This window comes from Agrobacterium sp. fls2-241-TYG-188a (assembly GCF_030209845.1).
In genome coordinates this window covers 130,449-153,727 of record NZ_JARVRD010000009.1, presented here as the reverse complement: position 1 = coordinate 153,727, position 23,279 = coordinate 130,449, and the positions used below count along the sequence as shown (strand labels likewise).

Below are 23,279 nucleotides of genomic sequence, written 5' to 3'. Positions count from 1 at the left end.
GGCGGCGTGATTCGTTATGGCTCATGTGAATCAAGGCTTGGCTCATAAAGCAAGGCCAAGGTCATTTTTCGGCACTTGCAGACCACCAGGCCTCGGGGAAACCGATGCCGTAGCGTGGAAGCTCTTTCGGCTGAACCAGCGTGTTCCAATAGGCGAGCGTCATTTCCCCGCGATAAAATTGCGGGATCACGTAGTTGCCCGCCAGCAGCACCCGGTCCAGCGCCTTGACCGCTGCCACCTGATCGTCGCGATCCTTGGCAAAAATGATCTTGTTGACGAGCACATCGATGGCCGGGCTCTTGATACCCGCAAAATTCTTGGAGCCCTGGCGGTCAACGGATTTGGAACCCCAGTAGTCAGCCTGCTCGTTGCCGGGGTTCGAACTCTGGGCCCAGAGATTGACGACCATGTCGAAGTCGAAGGAGCGGGTGCGGTTTGTATACTGCGACGTATCCACCAGCCGCACCGTCGCGCCTATGCCGATTCTTTTCAGGTTCTGGCTGTAGGGCACGGCGACACGTTCCATGGCGGCGGAATCGACAAGGATTTCGAACTCGAAGGGCTTGCCTGTCGAGACATTGATCATGCGGTTGCCGCACAATTCATATCCAGCATCCTTCATCAGCCTGACGGCCTCGCGGAGATTATCCCGCTGCTTTGCAGGATCGCCGCCCATCGGATTTCGATATTCCTTGGTAAACACCTCCGGCGGAATCTGGTCTTTGATCTCGTTCAGAATTTCCAGCTCCTTGCCCTGCGGCAAGCCGGAAGAGGCCAGATCGCTACCCATGAAGAAGCTGTTGATGCGCTGATACTGGTTATAGAACAGCGTGCGGTTCATTTCCTCGAAATCGAAGGCGTAGTTCAAGGCCAGACGCACCTTCGGGTCCTTGAACTTGTCTCTGCGCCCATTGGGCACGAAGGCCTGCATGATGCCGACAGAGCGGTAGATGTTGGGAAGTTCTTCCCGCTTTATGCGACCGTCCTTGACCGCGGGAAAATCATATCCCGTGGCCCAGCGCGAAGCGGAATTTTCGTGCCAGAAATCCGTATTTCCCGCCTTGAATGCCTGAAACTCGACGTCTCGATCCGCGTAGAAAGTGTAGGTCACGGTTTTGAAATTATACAAGCCGACATTGACGTTGACGTCCTTGCCCCAATAGTCGTCGCGCCGCTCGTAGCTTATGGTCGAACCGGGTGCGATGGAGGCAATCTTGTAGGGGCCTGAACCCATGACTGGCTCAAGCGTCCCGCGCGAGATGTCGCGAGGCTTGCCGTCCGCGCCCTTGGCCTCCCACCAGTGTTTCGGCACGATGAGAAGCTGGCCCACGATCTGCGGCAGTTCCTTGTTGTTCTTCTCGTCGAAGGTGAAGGTAACTTCCCGCTCGCCGGTGACTTCCGCCTTGGTGACATGGGTGTAATAGCTTGCCAGCTGCGGATTCAGGTCCTTGGATTTTTCGAAGCTGAAGACGACGTCTTCCGGCGTTACCGGTTGCCCGTCTGCCCACTTCGCTTCTTTTCGCAGCCGGAAACTGGCCCTGGAAATATCCTCGGGAAAGCTGACCGCCTCGGCCAAAAGACCATAAGATGACGAAAGCTCTTCTTCCGAAGGTTTCATCAGCGTGTCGAAGACCAGACCAAGCCCTGTCGCAAGTTCACCCTTGGCGAGAAGCGGGTTGACCGTATCGTAGGTCCCGGTCGTCGACATCCGCAGCGTCCCGCCCTTGGGCGCGTCCGGGTTTACATAGTCGAAACGCTCGAAACCGTCTGGATGCTTCAACTCACCGACCGTCGAAATCCCGCTGCGCCAGTTGTCGCCATCAGCAGCGGATGCCCACACGGGTGCGAGCACGAGAGATGCTGCAGCCAGAGCCAACAAGCTGGATTTCAACCTTGCCAATGTCATGAAGCGACGATCCTTTTTGGTTTTCATTACGGCGCACCATAAGACAAAGATTGGCAAAATATAGGGGTTTTGGCTCACAAGCAGTTTATGCCGCAGATATGAGGCAAACATGCTTTCACCAAAATCGCATTCCAGCATAATATTTCCAAGAGAATCATTTCAAGCATCCAGGCGGCAGACGACATGGGAAAACAGGCAAAAGGCGTGGGCAAGGCATCACTCCTGGCACTATCGGTGATGTCCATACTGGCCATGGATGGGTATTCCGCTTTTGCGCAGGACGCTCCGGCCAAGCAGGTCTTCGGGAATATCGCGCTGCCATCTGCCGGTCCTTCCGCGTCCTATGGGTCCTACGCCAAAGGCTGCCAATCGGGGGCAGTCGCGCTTCCGACCGAAGGACAGGGTTTCCAGGCCATGCGTCTTTCGCGCAATCGCCGCTGGGGCCAGCCGCAGATGATAGCCTTCATCGAGCGTTTCGCGCAGGATGCCCAGAAGATCGGCTGGCCGGGCCTGCTGATCGGCGATATATCGCAGCCGCGCGGCGGCCCCATGCTGACCGGCCATGCATCGCACCAGATCGGTCTTGATGCCGATATCTGGTGGCGTCCCATGCCGGACCGCGTCATGAGCGCCGATCAGCGCGAAAGCACACCCTTCATTTCCATGCTCGACAAGAGCAAGTTCCTGACGGTGGATGATCGCAAATGGTCTCCCCTCAATGCCAAGCTGGTCATGCTGGCGGCAAGCTATCCGCAGGTGGAGCGTATTTTCGTCAACCCCGCCATCAAGCAGAAGCTTTGCCAGACATGGAAGGGCGATCGCACCTATATGGGCAAGATCCGGCCCATCTACGGACATGACGAACATTTCCACGTTCGCCTCGAATGCCCTCCAGGCGCACCCAACTGCAAACCGCAGGCAGCCGTGGGCGCTGGTGATGGCTGCGACAAGTCGTTGGCCTGGTGGTTCTCCAAGGAACCATGGGCAGCACCGAAGAAAGACCCCAACGCCAAGCCGCCAAAGCCGCCGCGTCCCGTCATGGTCTCGGATCTGCCCAGAGCCTGTGCAGCCATTGCCAGTGCGCAGTCGGCCTCTGCCGGAGCCACCCTCATTCGCAACAGAGAGGCATCGGCGATGCCCGCTGCGCAGCCGGAGATGGACACCAACGCGCCTTCCGTCACCCCGAATGCCCTGATGCCGCCCGCCGATATTCCCCGCCCCTCTTCCCGGCCTTCATTGAATTGACAGGGAATACGCGGCTTTTCAAAGCCCGCTGACCTGATATAGAAGGCTTCAAATCGATTTAAAATTGGCCATCCATTGGCGCTGGCAGCAGGAAGAAACATGGCCGGGCAACGCTGTATCGCACTGATTGCACATGACCTGAAAAAGGACGACATGGCGGATTTCGCTCGCGAACATCAGCAGGCCCTGTCGCAGTTTCGCATCGTCGCGACCGGCACCACCGGTGGGCGCGTACAGGAAGCCTGCCCCGATCTGAGCGTGATCAGGCTGAAAAGCGGCCCGCTGGGTGGCGATCAGCAGATCGGCGCGATGATCGCCACGGGCGAAGTGCATATGCTGATCTTCTTTATCGATCCGCTGACCTCGCTGCCGCATGATGTGGACGTCAAGGCATTGACGAGACTTGCGACCGTCTACGACATTCCGATGGCTCTCAATCGCGCAACCGCCGAGATGCTGTCAGACTTCTGTTGAATAGTGATATCCCGAGATCCAGGAGCAGCAATGCCCAACCAGAACGACACCCTTTCCTTTCCCATTCTCATTGGCGATATCGGCGGCACCAATGCCCGGTTCTGCATTCTTCCGGATGCAGATGCCGATCCCGTCCAGCTGACCAGCGTCAAGACGGCTGATTTCAAGAATATCGATGAGGCGATCCAGCTCGCCATTCTCGACAAGACATCGCTCGTGCCCGTATCGACCATTCTGGCCGTTGCCGGGCCAATCGAGACGGATGAAATCCCGTTGACCAACTGCCACTGGGTGGTCAAGCCGAGGGAAATGCTGGTCAATCTCAGGCTGCAGGACGTGATCGTCATCAACGATTTCGAGGCACAGGCGCTGGCAATCGCGTCGCTGGGAGACGACAATCGCGAGACCATCGGCCCCAAGCGGCCGGACATGGTCGCATCACGCGTGGTGCTGGGGCCAGGCACCGGTCTTGGGGTTGCGGGACTGGTCCATGCTCGCGGCATGTGGTTTCCGGTTCCGGGCGAAGGTGGCCATGTCGATATCGGTCCGCGCACGCCGCGCGACTATCAGGTTTTTCCGCATATCGAGACCATCGAAGGCCGGGTCGCCGGTGAACAGATCCTCTGTGGACGCGGTCTTGTGAACCTCTACCGCGCCATCTGCAAGGCAGACGGCACCACGCCCGCCTTTTCCGATCCCGCCGACATCACAGCAAACGGACTGAGCGGCGATAACCGCGAAGCCGCAGAAACCCTCTCGCTGTTCAGCACCTATCTGGGACGCGTGGCGGGTGATCTTGCCTTGATCTTCATGGCGCGGGGCGGCGTTTATCTTGCGGGCGGCATCTCCCAGAAGATCATTCCGGCTTTGAAGCTGCCGGAGTTCCGCGCCGCCTTCGAAGACAAGGCTCCGCACAGCGCCCTCATGCGCAGCATTCCAACCCATGTCGTGACCCATCCGCAGGCCGCCTTGGCCGGTCTTTCGAGCTATGCCCGCAGACCCGCAGAGTTCGGCCTGACGCTCGAGGGACGGCGCTGGCAGGCCTAAGCGGAACTCGGTACTGGCCAAAACCCGCCTTAGTGGCTATAGGAGCCGATTAAATAAAGCGGCTCGTCCGCTTTAAACACGCAAGGTGGATGAAGATTTGACGACCGCCAAAAAACGGAATCCCGTGGATACCGATACGATCACCGCTGTCCTGAAGCGCATTTTCGCCGAAAATGCCCGCGACCATATTCCCGGCTATGCCTTCGCAATCTTCTGCCTTCTGACTGTGGCAGGCACCACGGCCTTTACGGCCTGGATCATGGATTCGATCATCAACGAAGCCTTCGTCAACCGGCGGGCGGATCTCGTCTGGCTGATCTGCGCGTCCATCTTTGCCGCATTCTTCATTCGCGGTATTGCGACCTATGGGCAGTCCGTGGCGCTGTCGAAGATCGGCAATAATATCGTCGCCCGATACCAGAAGCGGCTCTACTCGCATCTCATGACCCTTTCGGTCGGCTATCTCAGCGAGTCCCGCTCGGCGCATCTGGCAGCTCAGGTCAGCCAGAATATTGGCGGCATCAGGGATGTCATGAACCTGACCGTCACCACGGTCGCGCGCGATCTTCTGACATTCATCGCGCTGGTTTCCGTGATGATCATCAAGGACCCGGTTCTTTCGATTGTCATCGTCTTCATCGTACCGCCGCTTGTTCTGGGATTGCGCTATATTTCGCGCCGTCTGCGCAGCGCCACCCGTGATGCCGTTGTTCTCAACAGCCGCGTTCTGGGTGCCATGCAGGAGACCTTGCAGGGCATCGCCATCGTCAAGGCCTTCACGATGGAAAAGCAGTTGGAGACCCGCGTCGACAAGGTCATCGACGCTGCCGAGTGGCGCGCCAACCGCATTGCAAGGCTGACGGAAAAAAGCGCCCCGCTGACCGAAACCATTGCCGGTCTGGCGGTGTCGGGCGTGCTGGCCTATGCGGCCTACCGCGCGATTTACGACAATGTGCCGCCCGGCGCATTCTTCGCATTCGTAACCGCCCTGCTTTTGGCCTATGACCCGGCGCGACGGCTTGCCCGCGTTCAGATTTCGCTCGAGCGCGCCGTCGTCAACGCGCAGATGATCTATGACATTCTCGACATGGAGCCGGTGCAACGTCAGAAGCCCGACGCAAAGCCGCTCACGGTGGCAAATGCGACGGTCGAACTGCGCGATGTGGAGTTTTCCTACAAGGATGGCGGCCCGATCCTGAAAGGCGTCAGCTTCATTGCAGAAGGCGGCAAGACCACAGCACTTGTCGGCCCGTCCGGTGCAGGCAAATCGACCATCATCAACCTCGTGCCAAGGTTTTACGATCCGACTGCGGGTGCCATCTTCATCGATGGCCAGAACATTGCCGATATCACCACCCTCTCGCTGCGCCAGAACCTCGCCTATGTTTCCCAGCAGCCCTATCTGTTCGAGGGAACGATCCGGGACAACATCCGCTATGGCAGGCCGGAGGCCACGGATGCCGAGATCGAGGAAGCTGCGCGGCTCGCCTTTGCGCATGATTTCATCCTCGCGCAACCGCAGGGCTACGATACGCCCGTGGGCGAAAACGGCATGACCCTTTCCGGCGGGCAACGGCAACGCCTGTCCATTGCCCGTGCTCTGGTTCGCAATGCGCCGATCCTGCTGCTCGATGAGGCGACCTCCGCGCTAGATACCGAATCGGAAGCCGTCGTTCAGAAGGCGCTGGATACCGCCATGACGGGACGCACGGTCATCGTCATCGCGCACCGGCTGTCGACCGTTGTCAAGGCAGACAAGATTGTCGTTATGAATGAGGGCAATGTTGTCGAGGAAGGTGTCCACGAGACGCTTGCGCGGCAGGAAGATGGCCTTTACGCTCGCCTCAACAATTTGCAGGCGACCGGCGTTCGCGGACTTTGACGAGCACAAGTAGGACAAGATGAGCGACGACAATAAGATGAAACTGGTGGTGGTCGGCGCAGCGGGCAAGATGGGTCAGGCCCTGATCCGCATCATCGACGAAACCCCGGGCGTCGAACTACATGCAGCTTTGGCGCGCGAAGGCTCGCGCTTTATCGGCACCGATGCCGGTGAGCTCGCAGGCCTCGGCAAAACCGGCGTTACCGTCACCAGCGATGCGCTGACCGCCTTCCTTCACGCCGATGGCGTCATCGATTTCACCTCACCTGCCTCGACTGTGGTCTTTGCCGGTCTCGCGGCGCAGGCCCGTATCGTGCACGTGGTCGGGACAACCGGTTGCTCCGTTACGGATGACGAAAAGATCGAAGCCGCTTCCCGCCATGCGCGCATCGTCAAATCCGGCAATATGAGCCTCGGCGTCAATCTGTTGAGCGTTCTGACGCGCCAGACGGCAACGGCCCTTGGCGCTATCGGCTGGGATATCGAAATTCTGGAAATGCACCACAAGCACAAGGTGGATGCGCCGTCCGGCACCGCTCTGCTTCTAGGGCAAGCGGCTGCGGCTGGTCGAGGCATCGAGCTTGCCGCGAAGTCCGTTCGCGTGCGCGACGGGCACACAGGCGCGCGCGAAGAAGGCACGATTGGCTTTGCCACGCTGCGCGGCGGTTCTGTGGTCGGCGATCACTCGGTGATTTTTGCTGGCGAAGGCGAACAGGTGACGCTGTCGCACCACGCGGCCGATCGCTCGATCTTTGCGCGCGGCGCCGTCGCGGCAGCACTCTGGGCTCGCGACGAGAAGCCGGGCCTCTATTCCATGCTGGACGTTCTGGGTCTGGCGAAAGATCAGTAATCAACTGGAGAGCAGTACATAATATGAGTGGAACCCTTGTCCTCGTCCGTCACGGCCAAAGTGACTGGAACCTCAAAAACCTCTTCACCGGCTGGCGCGACCCCGACCTGACAGAGCTTGGCGTGCAGGAAGCCAATGCAGGCGGCAAGGCGCTGGCAGATTACGGCATCAAGTTCGATGTTGCCTTTACCTCCTCGCTCATTCGCGCGCAGAAGACGTGCCAGATGATTCTGGACAATGTCGGCCAGTCTGACCTGACGACGATCCGCAACGAAGCGCTCAATGAACGCGACTACGGCGATCTGTCCGGTCTCAACAAGGACGATGCCCGCGAAAAATGGGGTGAGGAGCAGGTGCATATCTGGCGTCGTTCTTACGACATCCCGCCTCCAGGTGGCGAAAGCCTTCGCGACACAGGTGCCCGCGTGTGGCCCTATTACCTGACTGAAATTCTGCCGCGCGTTCTTCGCGGCGAAAAGGTTCTTGTTGCCGCTCACGGCAACTCGCTTCGTTCACTGGTCATGGTTCTGGACAAGCTGAGCAAGGAAGAGATTCTGAAGCTCAACCTCGCGACCGGTGTGCCGATGGTCTACAAGCTGAATGCAGACTCGACGGTTTCTTCTAAAGAAGTTCTGGGCGACATGTCCGCCGCTCATTGACCGGATCAATATGCGCCGTTTCGTCAAAGGGGCGGCGCATGTTTTCGGGAAGTAACGTCGTCATCCGAAGGTAACGACTGCCCGATTATCAGGTCAGAAGTTGCGGTGTTCGCCGAACCAGTAAGCACAAAATACGCTGGAAGCGGCAAATACTGTGAAAAACAGTGTGATCAGAATTCCGATTTCCATGAGCTCTAGCTCCTTCAGACTTTAACTTTCCTGCAGTGACAACGCACGATGCAGCAGGAAGTTTCATTTTCCGTTCTTCACTTCCCTGCCAGCTATCTTTGCATCTCCCGAGTTAATACTTCGACAGCGCGTCGCAGCTTTTTTCCGCGCGATCATCATTCCGTCATGCGGGCGCGTTAATTCGCTTGATCCGCGCCAGAGAATCTGGCCCGTAATCGAGACCCGCTTGAAGACTGAAAGTGCGACACAGTGCGCTATGCGATTTATTTCACGCCCGCCGAAGATGATGCCCTGACCAGAAAGGCGGCGCGATGGCTGGGTCGAGATGCGTTTTCCTGCGATCACTATCAGGATCATCGCGACTATGCCGAGATCACAGCAGATCCGCGCCGATATGGTTTTCACGCTACCCTTAAGGCGCCCTTCGAACTTTCCGACAATACAAGCGAAGGGGAGCTTCTCGCGGCATTCGAGGCGTTCTGCGAGAAGCAGCAAGTGTTTGATATACCAAAACTCGTCATCGGTTCGCTTGGGCCATTCTTCGCGCTTGTGCCAGAGGGCACTCACCAACCCTTGCAGGAGTTTGCAGCAGAGGTTGTCGACTATTTTGAGCCGTTTCGCGCGCCATTGTCGGAGCATGACATTGCCAGACGCAAGCCGCAGAACCTGACGGAGCGACAGCGGCAAAACCTCTCCCGCTGGGGCTATCCCCATGTAATGGAAGACTTCCGTTTCCACATGACGTTGACGGGACCCGTCGCAGAAGATCGGCGGAACCAGATGGCCGACGTGCTTTCGACCGAATTTTCGGATTTTACAGACCGACCGCTGACCATCTCCGGCCTTTCGCTGTTCATCGAGCCTGCCCGGGGCGACGATTTCAAGATCCATACCTGGCTGCCACTGGCTGCGCCCGGTCCCACCGATATGAAAGAATGACTGGAATGACCGAGCAAATATTGTCGAATGCGCGCATCGTCCTGGATGACGATGTCATACACGGATCGGTGCTGATCCGGGACGGTCTTATCGCTGATATCAGCGAGGGCACGATGCGGGTTGGCGAGGACTTTGCCGGTGACTATCTGATCGCTGGCCTCGTTGAGTTGCACACGGACCATCTGGAGCAGCACTACGCGCCCCGCCCCGGCGTGACCTGGAACAAGATTGCCGCCATTCAGGCACATGATGCGCAAGTCGCATCCTCGGGCATCACGACTGTCTTCGACTGTTTGAGACTGGGCTCGGACGAAGACGGCGGCTTTGCCCGTGGGGAAATGCGTGACATGGCAGATGCCATCGAACAGGCCCAGACGGACGGGCGCCTGCGCGCCGACCACCTGCTGCATCTTCGCTGTGAAGTGGCGGCTGCGGATGTGCTGGATCACTTCGAGGATTTCGAAAACGACCCGCATGTCAAACTGATATCGCTGATGGACCATTCGCCGGGGCAGCGCCAGTTCCAGACAATGGATCAATATATCGTCTTCTACCAGAAGAAGCGCGGTCTCAGCGATGAGGTCTTCAAGGCCTTCGTGGACCGCCGCATCGAGGCGTCTGCGAAATACTCCGCCAAGAACCGTGATTATCTTTCCGCCCGCTGCCTTGAGCGGGGCATCACCATTGCCAGCCACGACGACGCGACCCATGCCCATGTCGAGGAGGCGATTGGCCACGGCGTCAAGCTCGCCGAGTTCCCGACAAGCATCGAGGCGGCGCAGGCATCCCACGAGGCGGGAATGAGCGTTCTGATGGGCGCACCGAATATCGTGCGTGGCAAATCCCACTCCGGCAACATTGCCGCGCGTGATCTTGCCGAACGCGACGTTCTGGATGTCCTGTCTTCCGATTATGTCCCGTTCAGCCTGCTTTGCGCGCCCTTTCTGCTGGCCGACCAGATCGAGTCGATGAGCTTGCCCAAGGCGCTTGCCATGGTCACGGCAACACCGGCCCGCACCGTTGGCCTTTCGGATCGCGGCCGTATAGCGCCCGGTCTCCGTGCCGACCTCATACGGGTCCACCGATCAAGCGACGTCCCCATCGTCCGCTCGGTCTGGCGGCAGGGGCGGCGTGTCGCATGAGTGAGCTATCACCTGGACGTGCCGACCCGCACAGCGAAAAATCCGGAGTGATGATCGTGGTCGTCGGCCCAAGCGGCGCCGGCAAGGACACGCTCATGGGCTTTGCTGCCGCCCGCCTTGGTCAGCAGCAGCGCATTCACTTTGCGCAGCGGGTGATTACCAGACACCGGGATGCCGGAGGCGAGGACCACGCAGCCGTAACCCAGGCGGAGTTTGACCGTCGTCTCGCTGAGGGTGACTTTTGCGTTTCGTGGCAGGCACACGGGCTCAGCTACGCCATTCCGGCAACGGTGCAGGCAAGATTGCGTGACGGAGACATCGTCGTCGTCAATGGGTCACGGTCCGCGCTTCCCCTCTTCCGGCAAGCTTTTGCGAAGCTGAAAGTCGTCAATGTCGTGGCAACCCCTGATGTGCTGACCGCTCGACTGGAAGCCCGAGGACGCGAAAGCCTCGATGACATCGTGCTTCGCCTCCAGCGTAGTTCGCTGGAGGTTTGCGGCGAATTTGATGTCACGACAATCGACAATAGCGGCGCTCTGGAGCTATCCGGTGCGATCTTCGCAGACTTCCTGCGCGATCAGCTTGCCAGCCAGAGCCGTTAAAGCTTCGAAATCTCGGCCAATATGTCATCATCCATGACGATGCCATGTTCCAGGGCATGTTTCCGCACACCCTGACTGCGGCGTCCGGGCAGGCGCGCATTTTCCTGCCCTTCGATTTCATTCGCCATCAGGCGGAGGCGCGTTGCAAAGGCGTCATTGCCCGCAATATCGGGATCGATTGCGATGATCGTATGCCCCAGCGACGGAGCCGTGCCCGTGTCATCCAGCAGGGAAGACGCCTGAAAACCGAAATTGCCGCCCGTCAGGCCCGCCGCCATGACCTCGACCATCAAGGCCAGAGCCGCTCCCTTGGCGTCACCCGCAGGCACCATGGTGCCGTTGATCGCCTCGTTCGGGTCGGTGGTGGGCCGGCCTTGCGCATCCAGTGCCCAGTCATCAGGAATAGTCTCGCCCTTCTGGCGAGCCGCCATGATCTTGCCGCGCGCGACCTTTGACAGGGCAAGGTCGATGACCAGCGGGTCGGCATCGGCCACGGGCGCAGCAAAGGCAATCGGATTTGTGCCGTAGAGCGGTTTGATGCCTCCCCAGGGGGCCATGGAGGCCGGGGCATTTGCGACCATGAAGGCAACCAGCCCTTGCTCGGCAAGTCGCTCGACCGTCAGGGCCATCACGCCGGCATGATGCGAGCGGTTGATGAGGCCAAGTGCAATACCCTGGGCCCGCGCCATGGCAGGCAGGAGCTCGATTGCAAGATCGATAGCCGGATAAGCATAGCCGTGACCAGCGTCGACGCACAGCACGCCGGGGCGAAGGGTCTTTGCAGAGGGCATCGCCTTTCCATCGATTTTGCCGACATGCAACTGGCTGATATAGGCCGCGATGCGTCGAAAACCGTGGCCGCCCTGACCGGCTGCCTCTGCCGCTACCAGCGCACGCGCCGTGGAGCGTGCACTTTTCGGCAGGACACCGTTTTTCTCGAAGATGGACGCGACGAAATCTTCTGCCTGTTCAATCGTGAATTTCATGCCTGATTTGACCTATGATGGGTAAAATCCAGCCATAGCGCGGGCAGCATTCAATAGAAACGGTTTTTAATTAGAAGTCCCGTATTCTACTTGATCTCAATCGGCAGGGTCACGCTTCGGCTGGCCTCGGGAGGCGGTGCAGGAACCGGAGAGGCCCGCTCGATCCACGCGACGATCTGCTGGTCGAGCGATGCGTCTCCAGTCGACCTCAAAAGCCGGATGGAATTCAGGGATCCATTATCGCTGACCCGAAATGCGACGGTGATCCTGGCATCGTTTCCACGTATCTCGCGAGGCTTCTTGCGCCTGATATGCGAAACCAGTCTCGATTCCCATTTCGCTGGCGTCATGGATGACGAGAAAAAGCCCGAACTGGTGCGTGCGGCAGCAGTACGGTTCGACTGCGTCGTTTCGACCTTTGCCTTTTCCATCGAGGGCGATTGCGGCTGTGCCGTTTGCTTTGGACGCTCTACCTTTTTCTTTTCAGGCTCGTCCTTCTTCTCCACTTTTTTCTCAGCCGGAGGCGGAGGTGGACGCAGGACAGGAAGTGGAACCTCGACATTTTCAAGCGCCGCCATCTGCTGCTCCTGAATAGGATCGATTTCCTCGATCGGTTCAGGCACCTCCTCAGGCAGAGGTTCGACAACCTCCTGCGGTGGTTCAGGCAAGGGTTCGGGCTCCGGCGGTGTTTCTTCGACCACGGGTTCTGGCTGTGGCGTTTCCTCCGGCGGAACCTCTTCCACCTTCTCCTGAACCTCGCTCTTGACCTCCTGAGCGTCTTCCAGATCGGTTGTTTCCACCGTTTCCTCGGTTTCGACAGCCTCTGGAAGGGCGGCGAGCTCGATCATGATGGCGGCAGGCGGGCCACCATCGGCTTCGGGCACGGGTGGCTCCTGCATCAGGTAATAGGCGGCGCCCGCATGGACGGAGAGCGTAAGAACACCGGCCACCGTCCAGAGTGCAACTTCTCCCAACCGGGAGCGACCGGAACGGGGAAAAGAGGCCTCGGTCATGGCGTCGCTCCGACAGGGGCGGGGGCGGTCGCGGGCACGGTTGAGGATGGCGTCGCGGACGGATTGGCCGCTGCTGCATTCTCAAGACCGACCAGCGCAATCTTGAGATAGCCGTTATCACGCAGCATGTTCATGATTTCCATGAAATGCCCGTAATCGACGGCCTTGTCGGCCCGCAGGAAAATGCGTGTATCCTTGTTGCCGCCAGTCTGCGCATCGAGACGTGCTCCCAGCGCCTCCCGTGCCACCGGGTCATTGCCGATGTTGAGCGACAGGTCGTTCTTGACCGTCAGGTAGAGCGGCTCATCCGGCCGTTCCGCCGGCTTTGCGGAGGAGGCCGGCAGATCGACGTTCACGTCGACGGTCGCCAATGGTGCAGCGACCATGAAAATGATCAGCAAAACCAGCATGACATCGATGAAAGGCGTGACGTTGATTTCGTGGTTTTCAGACAGTTCGTCCCCACCGCTTTCGCGAATTCCACCCGCCATGATCAGCGTCCCACAAGCGAAACGGCTGGCTTGACGGATGTTCCCGGCGGAATACGGCGAAAATCGAGGTCACGGCTGACAAGACGCTCGACGCCTGCCGCGACATCGGCCAGCAGATGCCGGTAGCCGGTGATGGACCGCGCAAAGACGTTATAGATGACCACGGCAGGAATGGCCGCGACAAGACCGATGGCGGTTGCCAGCAGCGCTTCGGCGATGCCGGGAGCAACAACCGCCAGATTGGTCGTCTGCGATTCGGAAATGCTGATGAAGGAGTTCATGATGCCCCAGACCGTACCGAACAGACCGACGAAGGGTGCCGTTGAACCGATTGTTGCAAGAGCACCCGTTCCACGGGACATGCGGCGGCCCGCATGGGTCTCGATGCGCGACAGAACGGAGGAAACACGCTCCTTGATGCCGCCACCGTCGGTATGGTCGACAACAGCATCGGACAGGTGCATCTCGTGGGTCGCCATGCGCAGCATGAGAGCCGCAGGTCCGCCCTTTTTCTCGACGGCATCCGTCGCTTCGGACAATGTTTTCGCCTTGTGGACGATCTTCAATGTCGAGCCAGCACGAATGCGCGCGCCAGCCAGCTCAATCGTTTTTGCCACCCAGACGGTCCAGGTGATGAGCGAGGCAAACGCGAGCCCGATCATGACACCCTTGACCACCCAGTCGGCCGCCATGAACATGCCCCAGGGGGACAGGTTATGGGGTATATCCGTCCGTTGCTGTGGGCTGCCGGATGCTTGCTCCTCTGCAGTTGCAAGGCTTGGCTGAACGGGTTGCTGGTTCTCGACAACGGGCGCCGGCTGTTCTGCTGGCGTCGTGCTGCTTGCGGGAGCGGGTGGCTGGGTCTGCGTGTCGGTTGCGGAAGGTGCGGCCGCCGGTTGCTGCGGCTGGACGGGCGAAGCCGGGGCAACCTGCTGCGTAGTGGGCGCGGCCTGGCCTTGCGGGGCAGCCTCCTGCGTGGCGGGCGCGGTCTGGCCTTGCGGAGCCGGCGTTGCCTGGGCAAAGGCACCTGCCGCGTACATGCTCAGAGCCAGTGACAGCAGAATTGTTTTTCCCCTGCGCCGGTTGCCTTGCACACTCAGCTTGTTCAACGAAAGGGTGAGATTTTCAGTTGCCATCATGCTATTCCCGGATGTCCGTAACAAGGTGCCGATCTTCTGCGGCCAAAGCTCGCAATCTTGATCGGATCGCGCTTGTTGACAGCCGCTAACAAAGTTGAGTTAGATTGGCAACTAATACACCGCAAAAAACATGTGCTGTAAACTCTTCTTTTAGGCAGAAAGTTTACGGAGGAGATCACATCTGCTGTGATGGCATGAATTGCGCCACCAGTTCGTGGCGATCGCCGGGATATGTCACGGTAACATGGGTAATGTAGTTCTGCCCGTTCCAGGTCCGCCGCTCGATGACCAGACAGGCCGAGCCGGTCGGTATGGCAAGCGCCTCAGCAACGCTCTTGTCTGCTGCAACGGCGCGAATACGATGTTCGGCGGCGCTCCACGGCACCATCTTCAGCAGCCAAGACCCCGGCCCGACCTCGGAGAAATCAGCATCACTGGCTTCCGGCACGGTCGCGACATTGATGATGCGTTCTTCCAGGCAAAAGGGAACATCGGCTGCATAATGGCGGCACAGAAGCGAAAGAACAGGCGCATTCGGCTTGATCTCCAGCAGGCGTCTGTCGTCCGCCGTTGCCTTGCGCAGTTGCCGATTGTCCAGCCGGTAGAGATATTTGAGGCCAAGCGCCTGAACCTCGCGCTGGATATCATGAATCTCGAGCACGGCGGATTGAGCGTGCGGCTGGGTGACAAAACTGCCGGAACGGCGACGGCGTTCGATCAAGCCTCTTTTGACGAGTTCGCCCATCGCCTTGTTCACCGTCATGCGCGAACACGCATATTCCTGCGTCAGTTCATGCTCGAAGGGAATGCGGTGGCCCGGGGCCCACTCGCCGGACAGAATACGGCCTTCGATGTCTCCGAGAATACGCTCATGCAGCGATTTCTCCTGAACGCGCGGGGCTTTGTCCATGGTGCTCATCCTGTTTCCTGCCGGGCGTGATATCACCCTCAACAGCGCATAGCCATATGGCGTCGCCGCAGCCTCGGTCTTAACGGGGCGGAAATCTGGCAGGCCTACAATCCGGTATACAGGCTGAGCCAGAATGCGGGATTTCGATGACGAGACAGAAACGGCGCAAGATCATTCGCGCAAGGCGCACCGCGACCGGCATTGCTCTGGTAGCGGCCATCTCCTTTATCGCGGGAATGACGGATGCCATTGGCCTCACCATGTCGGGAGATTTCGTGTCCTTCATGACCGGAAACACCACCCGCGCTGCCCTGTCGCTCCAATCGGGCGATTATACCCACGCCGCAACATTGTTTGCGGCGATCTTTGCTTTTGTCGCGGGAAATGCAGGCGGCATCGTCATCGCCCACAGGAGTTACCGGCGCATTTTCAACGTGTTGTGCGCAGTTGGCGCTCTGCTCGGCCTCGCCGCCCTTCTGCAGCAGACGGATATGAGCATCATCCAGTTCTGTATCGTCGTCTTTGCCATGGGCATGATCAACGCTGCCGTGGAGCATATCGAAGGACTGCCGATCGGCCTGACCTACGTCACCGGTGCGCTCTCCCGTTTCGGACGCGGAATTGGCCGCTTCATGCTCGGCGAAAGAAAAATCGACTGGACGATACAGATCGTGCCATGGCTCGGCATGATCACGGGTGCGGTGTGCGGCGCTATCGTGGCACGCAGTTACCCGGCGGTCGCTCTTGCCGCCGTCAGCGCAGCGGTGTTTGCCGTCGCCGCTGCCACCGGTTTCATGCCCCGCTCACTGCGGCGCAGGTACAATCAGAACGTCACCATCAGACGGGTGAACTGACCCTTCTGCCACGCTATTTCTTGGAAATCGTCACGAAGTTGGTCCCGCGAACGCGGACTGTCATCTCGCAAGGCGCGCTGTCGGTGCGTTCGCAATAGCGGGGATGCATTTTCAGGACGAAGACCATATTGCCGAACCGCTGAACGAAGTCATAGCTGTAGATCGTGGCGGTCGCGATCATGAGATAACCGCCTTCCTTGACCTGCACATAAAAATTGAAGGGGCAGCCGTCTTCGTTGCAGCTGCGGGCCTTTTCGCCATCGCAGGTCAGTTCGCCGCGATTGGTGACCGCATCCATCAGGCCATCATTGTTGATGTCCAGCCGCGTCAGGAAGCCTTCGCCGAATTCAGCGACCTTGCACTCGGAGCGGAAATGGTCCTTCTCATAGATCTCAGGATCGGTCACCAGCTGTTGCTGGGCCAGAGAGACGACAGGCACGGCAAGAAACACCAGAGCCTGGAGTGTTGTGATGAGAAGGCGTTTCACGGCATTTTCCTTTGGGACTGTTTCCGCTATGGATGCCGAAGCATGAGCAACGACATATATTGAACCGGCGATGGACATTAAGTTCTGGCCCTTGCGCGGCACTGACCGCGCGGCAACTTTCGAGGAGTGCCTTTCGTGACCCTTCTGGCCTTTCTCGATTATGCCGGAGTGGCGGTATTTGCCGCAACGGGCGCGCTTGCCGCGTCGCGTAAACAGCTCGACCTCATCGGCTTCCTGTTCTTTGCAGCCGTCACCGGCATTGGCGGCGGCACGCTGCGTGACCTCGTTCTCGGGCGCGCGCCGGTTTTCTGGGTGGTCAATCCAACCTATATTCTGGTGTGCGTTGCTATTGCAGGGCTGGTCTATCTGACGGCCCACCTTCTCGAATCCCGCTACCGCCTGCTGATCTGGCTCGATGCCATCGGCCTTTCGGCCTATTGCGTCATGGGCGCAGCCAAGGGGCTTGCCGTTACGGGCTCGCCCACCGTCGCCATCGTCACCGGCACGATGACAGCCACATTCGGAGGGGTGTTGCGCGACATTCTTGCCGGTGAACCATCCGTTCTCCTCAGGCCCGAGGTCTATATCAGCTGCGCCCTGATGGGAGCCTGCGTCTTTACCGCCGCCCATGCCATCGGCCTGCCGCTTCTGATTGCTTCAGCAGCAGGTGTTCTGACCGCATTTGCCATCAGAAGCGGTGCGCTGATCTTCGGCTGGACCTTCCCGCGCTATCGTGCCCGCCCCGGAAGACCGCCGGAAGATGTCATGTGATGAAAATGCAAAAGGCGCCCTTCGGCGCCTTTCGTGAAAACATCGATTGTTTTAGCGCTGCCGCCCGGCGTGTCGGGCATCTTGCGCTGGTAGCGCCATCAATGGACGCTGATGGTGCGCAGCTCGTCTTCGGCGGCCTTGAAGAAGGTGCTCGACCGATTGTCCGTCAGAAGAATTGGCGTGCCATCCGCGCCGAACAGAGCCCAGAGATCAAGACCCGGATCGATATTGGGCGCTTCGGGAAAACAGCGGTTCACTTCTTCGGCGCGCATTTTCCGGATATATCCGACTTCACCTGCCCCGATATGAGCCAACTGGGATTTGGTCAAACGCGCATGCGCTTCTTTTAAAAGCATCTCAGCCTCCACATTCATCAGCCGCTGCGCCGCGATGCGGCACTTGCCTGCAGAATCCTAGTGTGAGACGGAAATGTTAATTTTCTTCACTACGTTGGAGATTTCTGGCCGCGTCAGATCGATGGACAGCAGGCCGTTGCGCAGACGCGCATCATTGACCTGCATACCATCAGCCAGAACGAAGACGCGTTGAAACTGCCGCGCAGCGATACCCCTGTAGAGATAGTCACGGGCATCCTGTTCCTGCTGGCGTCCACGAATGACCAGCTGGTTGTCGGCTGTCGTTACTTCCAGATCCTCTTCGGAAAAACCGGCGACCGCGATGGTAATGCGCAAGCGCTCAGGGCTGTCACCCTCGGCTGCAAGACGCTCGATATTATAGGGAGGATAGCCATCATTCGCCTTGGCCATTCGCTCCAGCGTTTTTTCCATGGCGTCGAAACCCAGCATCAGCGGGTGTGTGAAGGGTGTCATGCGGCTCATATATCGCAGTCCTTGTATCCAAGCGACGATCGTCAGCCCCGTTTGCGGCAGCTTTCCTGAATATGGTAACGCAAATTTTGCAGCGCAAGAACGCCGACGTGCGAAAAGTTGCCATGGTCGCAAGCTTGACAAGCTCTAAAAACAAGCCTGAAAAGGCAGTTCATCAGAAACGGGAAAATCATGACCGAGCGACGAAAAATCATTATCGACACCGACCCAGGTCAGGATGACGCGGCTGCCATCATGCTGGCGCTCGGCAGTCCGGAAGAGATCGAGATCCTCGGTCTTTGCGCGGTCGCTGGCAACGTGCCGCTGAAGCTGACAAGCCGCAATATCCGCATCGTTCTGGAACTGTGCGGCCGCACCGAAATCCCTGTCTATGAAGGCTGCGCCCGCCCGCTGGTGCGTGATCCGATCACGGCGGAACATGTGCACGGCAGCACTGGTCTCGATGGCCCTGTCCTGCCTGAGCCGACAATGACGGCTCAGGGCCAACACGCCGTTGACTTCATCATCGAAACCCTGCGTCGCGAACCCGAAGGCACGATCACGCTCTGCACGCTGGGTGCCCTGACCAATATCGCGACCGCCCTGCAGAAGGCACCCGATATTGCCCCGCGCGTCAAGGAACTGGTGCTGATGGGCGGCGGCTTTTTCGAGGGCGGAAACATCACGCCCGCTGCCGAATTCAACATCTATGTCGATCCGCAGGCCGCAGATATCGTGTTCCGCTCCGGCATTCCGCTGGTCATGATGCCGCTCGACGTGACCCACAAGCTCTTGACCACCAAGACCCGCGTGGCAGCCATTCGCGATATCGGCACCCGTCCGGCCATTGCCATGGCCGAGATGCTGGAATTCTTCGAGCGTTTCGACATCGAAAAATACGGCTCGGATGGCGGTCCGCTGCATGACCCCACCGTCATTGCCTATCTCATCAAGCCGGACCTGTTCGATGGTCGCGATTGCAATGTCGAGATCGAGGTGAACTCTGAGCTCACCATCGGCATGACGGTTGTCGATTGGTGGAAGGTAACGGGCCGCAAGCCGAATGCCCGCGTGATGCGGGATGTCAATGCCGATGGCTTCTTTGCGCTTCTGACAGAGCGTTTTGCGCGGATCTGATTGGTCTCTTCCGTCACCCCGGCCTTGGGCCGGGGTCCATTGCGATCATGTGCTGGTTGAGGGAGGCAAAGGAGCGCCTCACTCAAAGCTCATAAAAATCGGCAATCACCTTCCATGCATCATCACCCGTTTCGGCAAAATGCAGAAGCTCCATGTCCTCAGGCGCAATGGTTCCGAAATCGGCCAGCGCCTTGAAGTTGATGACGGAGCGCCAGAAGGCTTCTCCGAACAGGACCAGCGGAATGGGCGCCATGCGCTTGGTCTGGATCAGCGTCAGCGCTTCGAACAGCTCATCCATTGTGCCGAACCCGCCGGGGAAGACCACGATGGCCTTTGCGCGCATGAGAAAATGCATCTTGCGGATGGCGAAATAGTGGAAGTTGAAGCTGAGTTCCGGCGTGACATAGGGATTAGGCGCCTGCTCATGCGGCAGCAGGATGTTAAGGCCGATTGAGGGCGCGCCCGCCTCCGATGCACCGCGATTGCCCGCTTCCATGACGCCCGGGCCACCGCCGGTCACGACGACATATTCGCGGTGGTCGTATTTCTGTGCTTCGGTTGCGCAGAGCTTGGCGAATTTGCGGGCCTCATCATAATAGACGGATGCAGCTTCGAGGTTCTTGCGCTGCGTTTCATTGCGCGCCGCCCAAGCCTCGCCGCCGGGCTGGGGAATGCGGGCACCGCCGAACATGACCACGGTCGATTTGATGCCCCTTTCGGCCAGCATCATTTCCGTTTTCAGGAGCTCCAGCTGCAGCCTGACCGGACGCAATTCCTCGCGGCAAAGGAAATCGGGATCGTTGAAGGCAAGACGATAGGATGGCGAATCCGATTGTGGCGTCTTGGGGATGCCTTCAGCGCTCTGCTTGTCGTCGGAACTGCGCTTCAACGGATCCCAGACACCGTCCTTGCGCCGCAATTTGCCGTTTTTCAATTTCGCCATCGTCATGCCTTTCATATGCCCGCGCCAAATCACATTGACGCCCTTCGAACACTCGCTTAGAGCAGTTGGCCATGTCCGGCCAGCGGTGCGGATGTTTCCCAGCATTGACGATAGTCATCGAAGTTTAAGGAATTCTCATGAGCAACCTGGAACATGGCTCCCTTGAAAGCATCATCGAAACCGCATTCGATAATCGTGATAGCGTCAATCTCTCGACCAAGGGTGAAATTCGGGAGGCCGTCGAAACATCTCTGAACCTTCTCGATACCGGCGAAGCACGCGTTGCCGAACGGCAGGCCGATGGTAGCTGGAAGGTCAATCAATGGCTGAAAAAGGCCGTGCTTCTGTCCTTCCGTCTCAACGACATGGAAATCGTGACCGGCGGTCCGGGTGAATCCACATGGTGGGACAAGGTGCCTTCCAAATTCGAGAACTGGGGCGAAAACCAGTTCCGCGGCGCAGGTTTCCGGGCCGTGCCCAATGCTGTCGTTCGCCGTTCGGCCTACATCGGCAAGAATGTCGTACTGATGCCATCCTTCGTCAATCTCGGCGCCTATGTGGGTGAAGGTACCATGGTCGATACCTGGGCAACCGTTGGCTCCTGCGCACAGATCGGCAAGCATGTTCACCTGTCCGGCGGCGTCGGCATTGGTGGCGTTCTTGAGCCGCTTCAGGCGGGCCCGACCATCATCGAGGACAATTGCTTCATCGGCGCACGCTCCGAAGTGGTTGAAGGCTGCATCATTCGCGAAGGTGCCGTTCTCGGCATGGGCGTCTTCATCGGCAAGTCCACCAAGATCGTCGATCGCGCCACCGGCTCCATTACCTATGGCGAAGTGCCGCCCTATTCCGTGGTTGTCGCTGGCACCATGCCGGGCAAGCCCTTCCCGAATGGCGAAATGGGCCCAAGCCTCTACTGCGCCGTCATCGTCAAGACCGTCGATGAGAAGACGCGCTCCAAGACCGCCATCAACGAGTTGCTGCGCGACTAAGGGAAGTAGACCGACGCATGAATGCCACCGATCCCGTCGCCAATCTGGCCGCTCTCATTCGTTGCCCCTCGGTAACGCCCGCAGAGGGTGGCGCGCTTGCTCTGCTTCAGAGCCTGCTCACTCCCCTCGGCTTTGCCGTTGAGCGCATGACGGCGACGGAGGAAGGCACGCCCGACGTCGAAAATCTTTACGCCCGCATCGGCAGCGAAGGTCCGCATCTCATGTTTGCGGGCCATACCGACGTGGTGCCGGTGGGAGATGAGGCGGCCTGGAGCCACCCGCCTTTCGCGGCAGAGATCGCTGGCGGAGACATGTTCGGACGCGGCGCCGTCGACATGAAGGGCGGTATCGCCTGCTTCGTCGCAGCCATTGCCCGCCATATCGAAAAACACGGGCAGCCGAAGGGTTCGATGTCCTTCCTGATTACCGGCGACGAGGAAGGCCCGTCCATCAACGGCACCTCCAAGCTGCTTGAATGGGCCGCCGCCAAAGGTGAGACCTGGGATGCCTGCGTGGTTGGCGAACCGACCAATCCCGATCAGCTCGGTGACATGATCAAGATCGGCCGGCGTGGATCGCTCTCGGGCCACATCACGGTTCACGGCGTTCAGGGCCATGCGGCCTATCCGCACCTTGCCGACAATCCCGTGCGCGGATTGCTGCAATTGACCCATGCATTGATGAGCCCGGCCTTCGACAATGGCACGGACAACTTCCAGCCGTCCAATCTGGAGGTAACGACGGTCGATACCGGCAATGCGGCGACCAACGTCATTCCCGCCAGAGCAACCGCTGCCTTTAACATTCGCTTCAACGACACATGGACGGCGGAGACCCTGCGCGCGGAAATCATCCGCCGTCTCGATGAAGCCGCCGCTACAGGCGACCTGCGGCCGGACCGTTCTCCCGTCAGATATGATCTGGTCTGGGCGGATCGGCCATCGCATGTTTTCCTCACGCGCAACAATGCCCTGATATCGTCCCTGTCCGGCGCCGTGGCTGCGGTGACTGGCAAAGAGCCGAAGCTGTCCACAACGGGCGGCACATCGGATGCGCGCTTCATCAAGGATTATTGCCCTGTGGTGGAATTCGGCCTTGTCGGCCAGACCATGCATATGGTGGATGAGCGCGTGGCCGTTGAAGACCTGGAAACGCTGACCCGCATCTATCAAACCTTCATCGAGCGTTGGTTCGACCATGCCGTCAGCTAGTGAAGTCTCTCTCTATCTTCGGGGATTGTGGCTGCTGTTCCTGGGAGATCCCGCAGGCGGACGCCTGCTTGACCTGACGGAACGCGGCATGTTCCGCTCCTTCTATGCCGCGCTCTGGTGCCTGCCGTCCATGGCGCTGTCCTGGTACTGGTGGCATGAAGCCTATGTCGCGACGCTGCCGCGAGGTCTTGGAACCGGCGGAATCTTTTTCCTGCGCCTTGCGATGGTCGAGGCCATCTGCTGGATGGTGCCGCTGATCCTGATCGGGATTCTGTTGCTTGCCTATGGCGCAAAGCAGAAGTTCAACGCGCTGGTCGTGGTCGCCAACTGGCTGTCGCTTCCTTTTTCCTACGGCTATGCAACATTGATCCTGATTGCGCTGTTCCTGCCGCGTTTGCAGGGCATCGTTGCGATCCTGTGGTTTGCCCTGTTGCTGATGCTGGTCTTCAGCTTTTCGCGCATCGTCAAGTTCTTCATACGCGATCAGCCGTTGCTGGTCGCAGCCGTCGTCATGACGCTGCTCATTCCCGGCATGATCCTGTCGGAACTGCTGCAACGGTTCCTTGGCGTCTATCCGAGCTGA

Annotated in this window: 25 protein-coding genes; 15 read left to right on the top strand and 10 right to left on the bottom strand. The window is 59.0% G+C overall.

The window, feature by feature from the left end; all coding sequences use genetic code 11:
* Positions 1-61: 61 nt before the first annotated feature.
* Positions 62-1,906: an extracellular solute-binding protein gene (locus tag QRN85_RS22545; RefSeq protein ID WP_284760300.1), complete on the bottom strand. Its 1,845-nt coding sequence runs from the start codon at positions 1,904-1,906 to the stop codon at positions 62-64.
* 183 nt (positions 1,907-2,089) lie between these two features.
* Here QRN85_RS22545 and mepA point away from each other — a divergent pair, with 183 nt between their 5' ends.
* The 9 genes from mepA to phnN all read left to right on the top strand — a co-directional run bounded on the left by mepA (position 2,090) and on the right by phnN (position 10,935).
* On the top strand, positions 2,090-3,151 hold the full coding sequence (gene mepA / locus QRN85_RS22540; protein WP_284760178.1) for a penicillin-insensitive murein endopeptidase: 1,062 nt from the start codon (positions 2,090-2,092) through the stop codon (positions 3,149-3,151).
* Between the two features lie 99 nt (positions 3,152-3,250).
* Positions 3,251-3,625 carry a methylglyoxal synthase gene (locus QRN85_RS22535; protein WP_112963310.1) on the top strand — a complete coding sequence of 125 codons (375 nt, stop codon included), beginning with the start codon at positions 3,251-3,253 and terminating at the stop codon, positions 3,623-3,625.
* 30 nt (positions 3,626-3,655) lie between these two features.
* Entirely contained in the window at positions 3,656-4,672 is a 1,017-nt protein-coding gene (locus QRN85_RS22530) for a glucokinase (protein ID WP_284760176.1), read from the top strand.
* 97 nt (positions 4,673-4,769) lie between these two features.
* On the top strand, positions 4,770-6,554 hold the full coding sequence (locus QRN85_RS22525) for an ABC transporter ATP-binding protein (protein WP_112963308.1): 1,785 nt from the start codon (positions 4,770-4,772) through the stop codon (positions 6,552-6,554).
* Positions 6,555-6,573: 19 nt separating this feature from the next.
* Positions 6,574-7,404 (top strand): 4-hydroxy-tetrahydrodipicolinate reductase, encoded by an 831-nt coding sequence (gene dapB, locus QRN85_RS22520; protein WP_284760174.1) that lies wholly within the window; start codon positions 6,574-6,576, stop codon positions 7,402-7,404.
* Between the two features lie 23 nt (positions 7,405-7,427).
* A complete protein-coding gene (locus QRN85_RS22515) occupies positions 7,428-8,063 on the top strand; it encodes a 2,3-bisphosphoglycerate-dependent phosphoglycerate mutase (RefSeq protein ID WP_062587445.1) in 636 nt (211 codons plus the stop codon).
* 438 nt (positions 8,064-8,501) lie between these two features.
* Entirely contained in the window at positions 8,502-9,191 is a 690-nt protein-coding gene (locus QRN85_RS22510; protein ID WP_284760173.1) for a DUF1045 domain-containing protein, read from the top strand.
* A gap of 5 nt (positions 9,192-9,196) precedes the next feature.
* A complete protein-coding gene (locus tag QRN85_RS22505; RefSeq protein ID WP_284760172.1) occupies positions 9,197-10,333 on the top strand; it encodes an alpha-D-ribose 1-methylphosphonate 5-triphosphate diphosphatase in 1,137 nt (378 codons plus the stop codon).
* Positions 10,330-10,935, top strand: coding sequence for a phosphonate metabolism protein/1,5-bisphosphokinase (PRPP-forming) PhnN (gene phnN / locus QRN85_RS22500; protein ID WP_062587439.1), 606 nt, complete (start codon positions 10,330-10,332; stop codon positions 10,933-10,935). Before QRN85_RS22505 ends, phnN begins: the two co-directional genes overlap by 4 nt.
* On the opposite strand, the gene QRN85_RS22495 is transcribed toward phnN, so the two are convergent.
* The 5 genes from QRN85_RS22495 to hutC form a co-directional block, all read right to left on the bottom strand.
* Positions 10,932-11,921 carry an Ldh family oxidoreductase gene (locus QRN85_RS22495; protein WP_284760171.1) on the bottom strand — a complete coding sequence of 330 codons (990 nt, stop codon included), beginning with the start codon at positions 11,919-11,921 and terminating at the stop codon, positions 10,932-10,934. The genes phnN and QRN85_RS22495 overlap by 4 nt on opposite strands.
* A gap of 86 nt (positions 11,922-12,007) precedes the next feature.
* Positions 12,008-12,934 carry an energy transducer TonB family protein gene (locus QRN85_RS22490; protein ID WP_113098486.1) on the bottom strand — a complete coding sequence of 309 codons (927 nt, stop codon included), beginning with the start codon at positions 12,932-12,934 and terminating at the stop codon, positions 12,008-12,010.
* A complete protein-coding gene (exbD, locus tag QRN85_RS22485) occupies positions 12,931-13,425 on the bottom strand; it encodes a TonB system transport protein ExbD (protein WP_122069595.1) in 495 nt (164 codons plus the stop codon). Before exbD ends, QRN85_RS22490 begins: the two co-directional genes overlap by 4 nt.
* Positions 13,426-13,427: 2 nt before the next feature.
* A complete protein-coding gene (gene exbB, locus QRN85_RS22480) occupies positions 13,428-14,561 on the bottom strand; it encodes a tonB-system energizer ExbB (protein WP_502870823.1) in 1,134 nt (377 codons plus the stop codon).
* Between the two features lie 178 nt (positions 14,562-14,739).
* Positions 14,740-15,474 carry a histidine utilization transcriptional repressor HutC gene (hutC, locus tag QRN85_RS22475; RefSeq protein ID WP_113098560.1) on the bottom strand — a complete coding sequence of 245 codons (735 nt, stop codon included), beginning with the start codon at positions 15,472-15,474 and terminating at the stop codon, positions 14,740-14,742.
* Positions 15,475-15,620: 146 nt separating this feature from the next.
* Here hutC and QRN85_RS22470 point away from each other — a divergent pair, with 146 nt between their 5' ends.
* Positions 15,621-16,328: a YoaK family protein gene (locus tag QRN85_RS22470; RefSeq protein WP_112963301.1), complete on the top strand. Its 708-nt coding sequence runs from the start codon at positions 15,621-15,623 to the stop codon at positions 16,326-16,328.
* Positions 16,329-16,341: 13 nt separating this feature from the next.
* Here QRN85_RS22470 and QRN85_RS22465 read toward each other — a convergent pair whose 3' ends face one another.
* Positions 16,342-16,815 carry a hypothetical protein gene (locus QRN85_RS22465; RefSeq protein ID WP_162726635.1) on the bottom strand — a complete coding sequence of 158 codons (474 nt, stop codon included), beginning with the start codon at positions 16,813-16,815 and terminating at the stop codon, positions 16,342-16,344.
* A gap of 135 nt (positions 16,816-16,950) precedes the next feature.
* On the opposite strand from QRN85_RS22465, the gene QRN85_RS22460 reads away from it, so the two are divergent.
* On the top strand, positions 16,951-17,586 hold the full coding sequence (locus QRN85_RS22460) for a trimeric intracellular cation channel family protein (RefSeq protein WP_122069693.1): 636 nt from the start codon (positions 16,951-16,953) through the stop codon (positions 17,584-17,586).
* Positions 17,587-17,684: 98 nt separating this feature from the next.
* On the opposite strand, the gene QRN85_RS22455 is transcribed toward QRN85_RS22460, so the two are convergent.
* Both QRN85_RS22455 and QRN85_RS22450 read right to left on the bottom strand, forming a co-directional pair.
* A complete protein-coding gene (locus QRN85_RS22455; RefSeq protein WP_062587710.1) occupies positions 17,685-17,942 on the bottom strand; it encodes a BQ00720 family protein in 258 nt (85 codons plus the stop codon).
* A 57-nt stretch (positions 17,943-17,999) separates the two neighbouring features.
* Complete coding sequence (locus QRN85_RS22450; RefSeq protein WP_062587430.1) at positions 18,000-18,425, bottom strand: Hsp20 family protein; 426 nt, start codon at positions 18,423-18,425, stop codon at positions 18,000-18,002.
* A gap of 180 nt (positions 18,426-18,605) precedes the next feature.
* Here QRN85_RS22450 and QRN85_RS22445 point away from each other — a divergent pair, with 180 nt between their 5' ends.
* Positions 18,606-19,550, top strand: a complete 945-nt coding sequence (locus tag QRN85_RS22445) for a nucleoside hydrolase (RefSeq protein WP_062587428.1) — start codon at positions 18,606-18,608, stop codon at positions 19,548-19,550.
* Between the two features lie 82 nt (positions 19,551-19,632).
* On the opposite strand, the gene QRN85_RS22440 is transcribed toward QRN85_RS22445, so the two are convergent.
* Positions 19,633-20,493: an LOG family protein gene (locus QRN85_RS22440; protein WP_502870828.1), complete on the bottom strand. Its 861-nt coding sequence runs from the start codon at positions 20,491-20,493 to the stop codon at positions 19,633-19,635.
* Between the two features lie 137 nt (positions 20,494-20,630).
* Here QRN85_RS22440 and dapD point away from each other — a divergent pair, with 137 nt between their 5' ends.
* The 3 genes from dapD to QRN85_RS22425 are packed head-to-tail and all read left to right on the top strand — an operon-like array spanning position 20,631 to position 23,279.
* Positions 20,631-21,485 carry a 2,3,4,5-tetrahydropyridine-2,6-dicarboxylate N-succinyltransferase gene (dapD, locus tag QRN85_RS22435; protein WP_284760165.1) on the top strand — a complete coding sequence of 285 codons (855 nt, stop codon included), beginning with the start codon at positions 20,631-20,633 and terminating at the stop codon, positions 21,483-21,485.
* A gap of 17 nt (positions 21,486-21,502) precedes the next feature.
* Positions 21,503-22,696, top strand: a complete 1,194-nt coding sequence (dapE, locus tag QRN85_RS22430) for a succinyl-diaminopimelate desuccinylase (protein ID WP_113092036.1) — start codon at positions 21,503-21,505, stop codon at positions 22,694-22,696.
* The gene (locus tag QRN85_RS22425) at positions 22,683-23,279 is read left to right on the top strand and encodes a hypothetical protein (protein ID WP_062587422.1); all 597 of its coding nucleotides are present in this window, start codon (positions 22,683-22,685) and stop codon (positions 23,277-23,279) included. The genes dapE and QRN85_RS22425 overlap by 14 nt, the downstream gene beginning before the upstream one ends.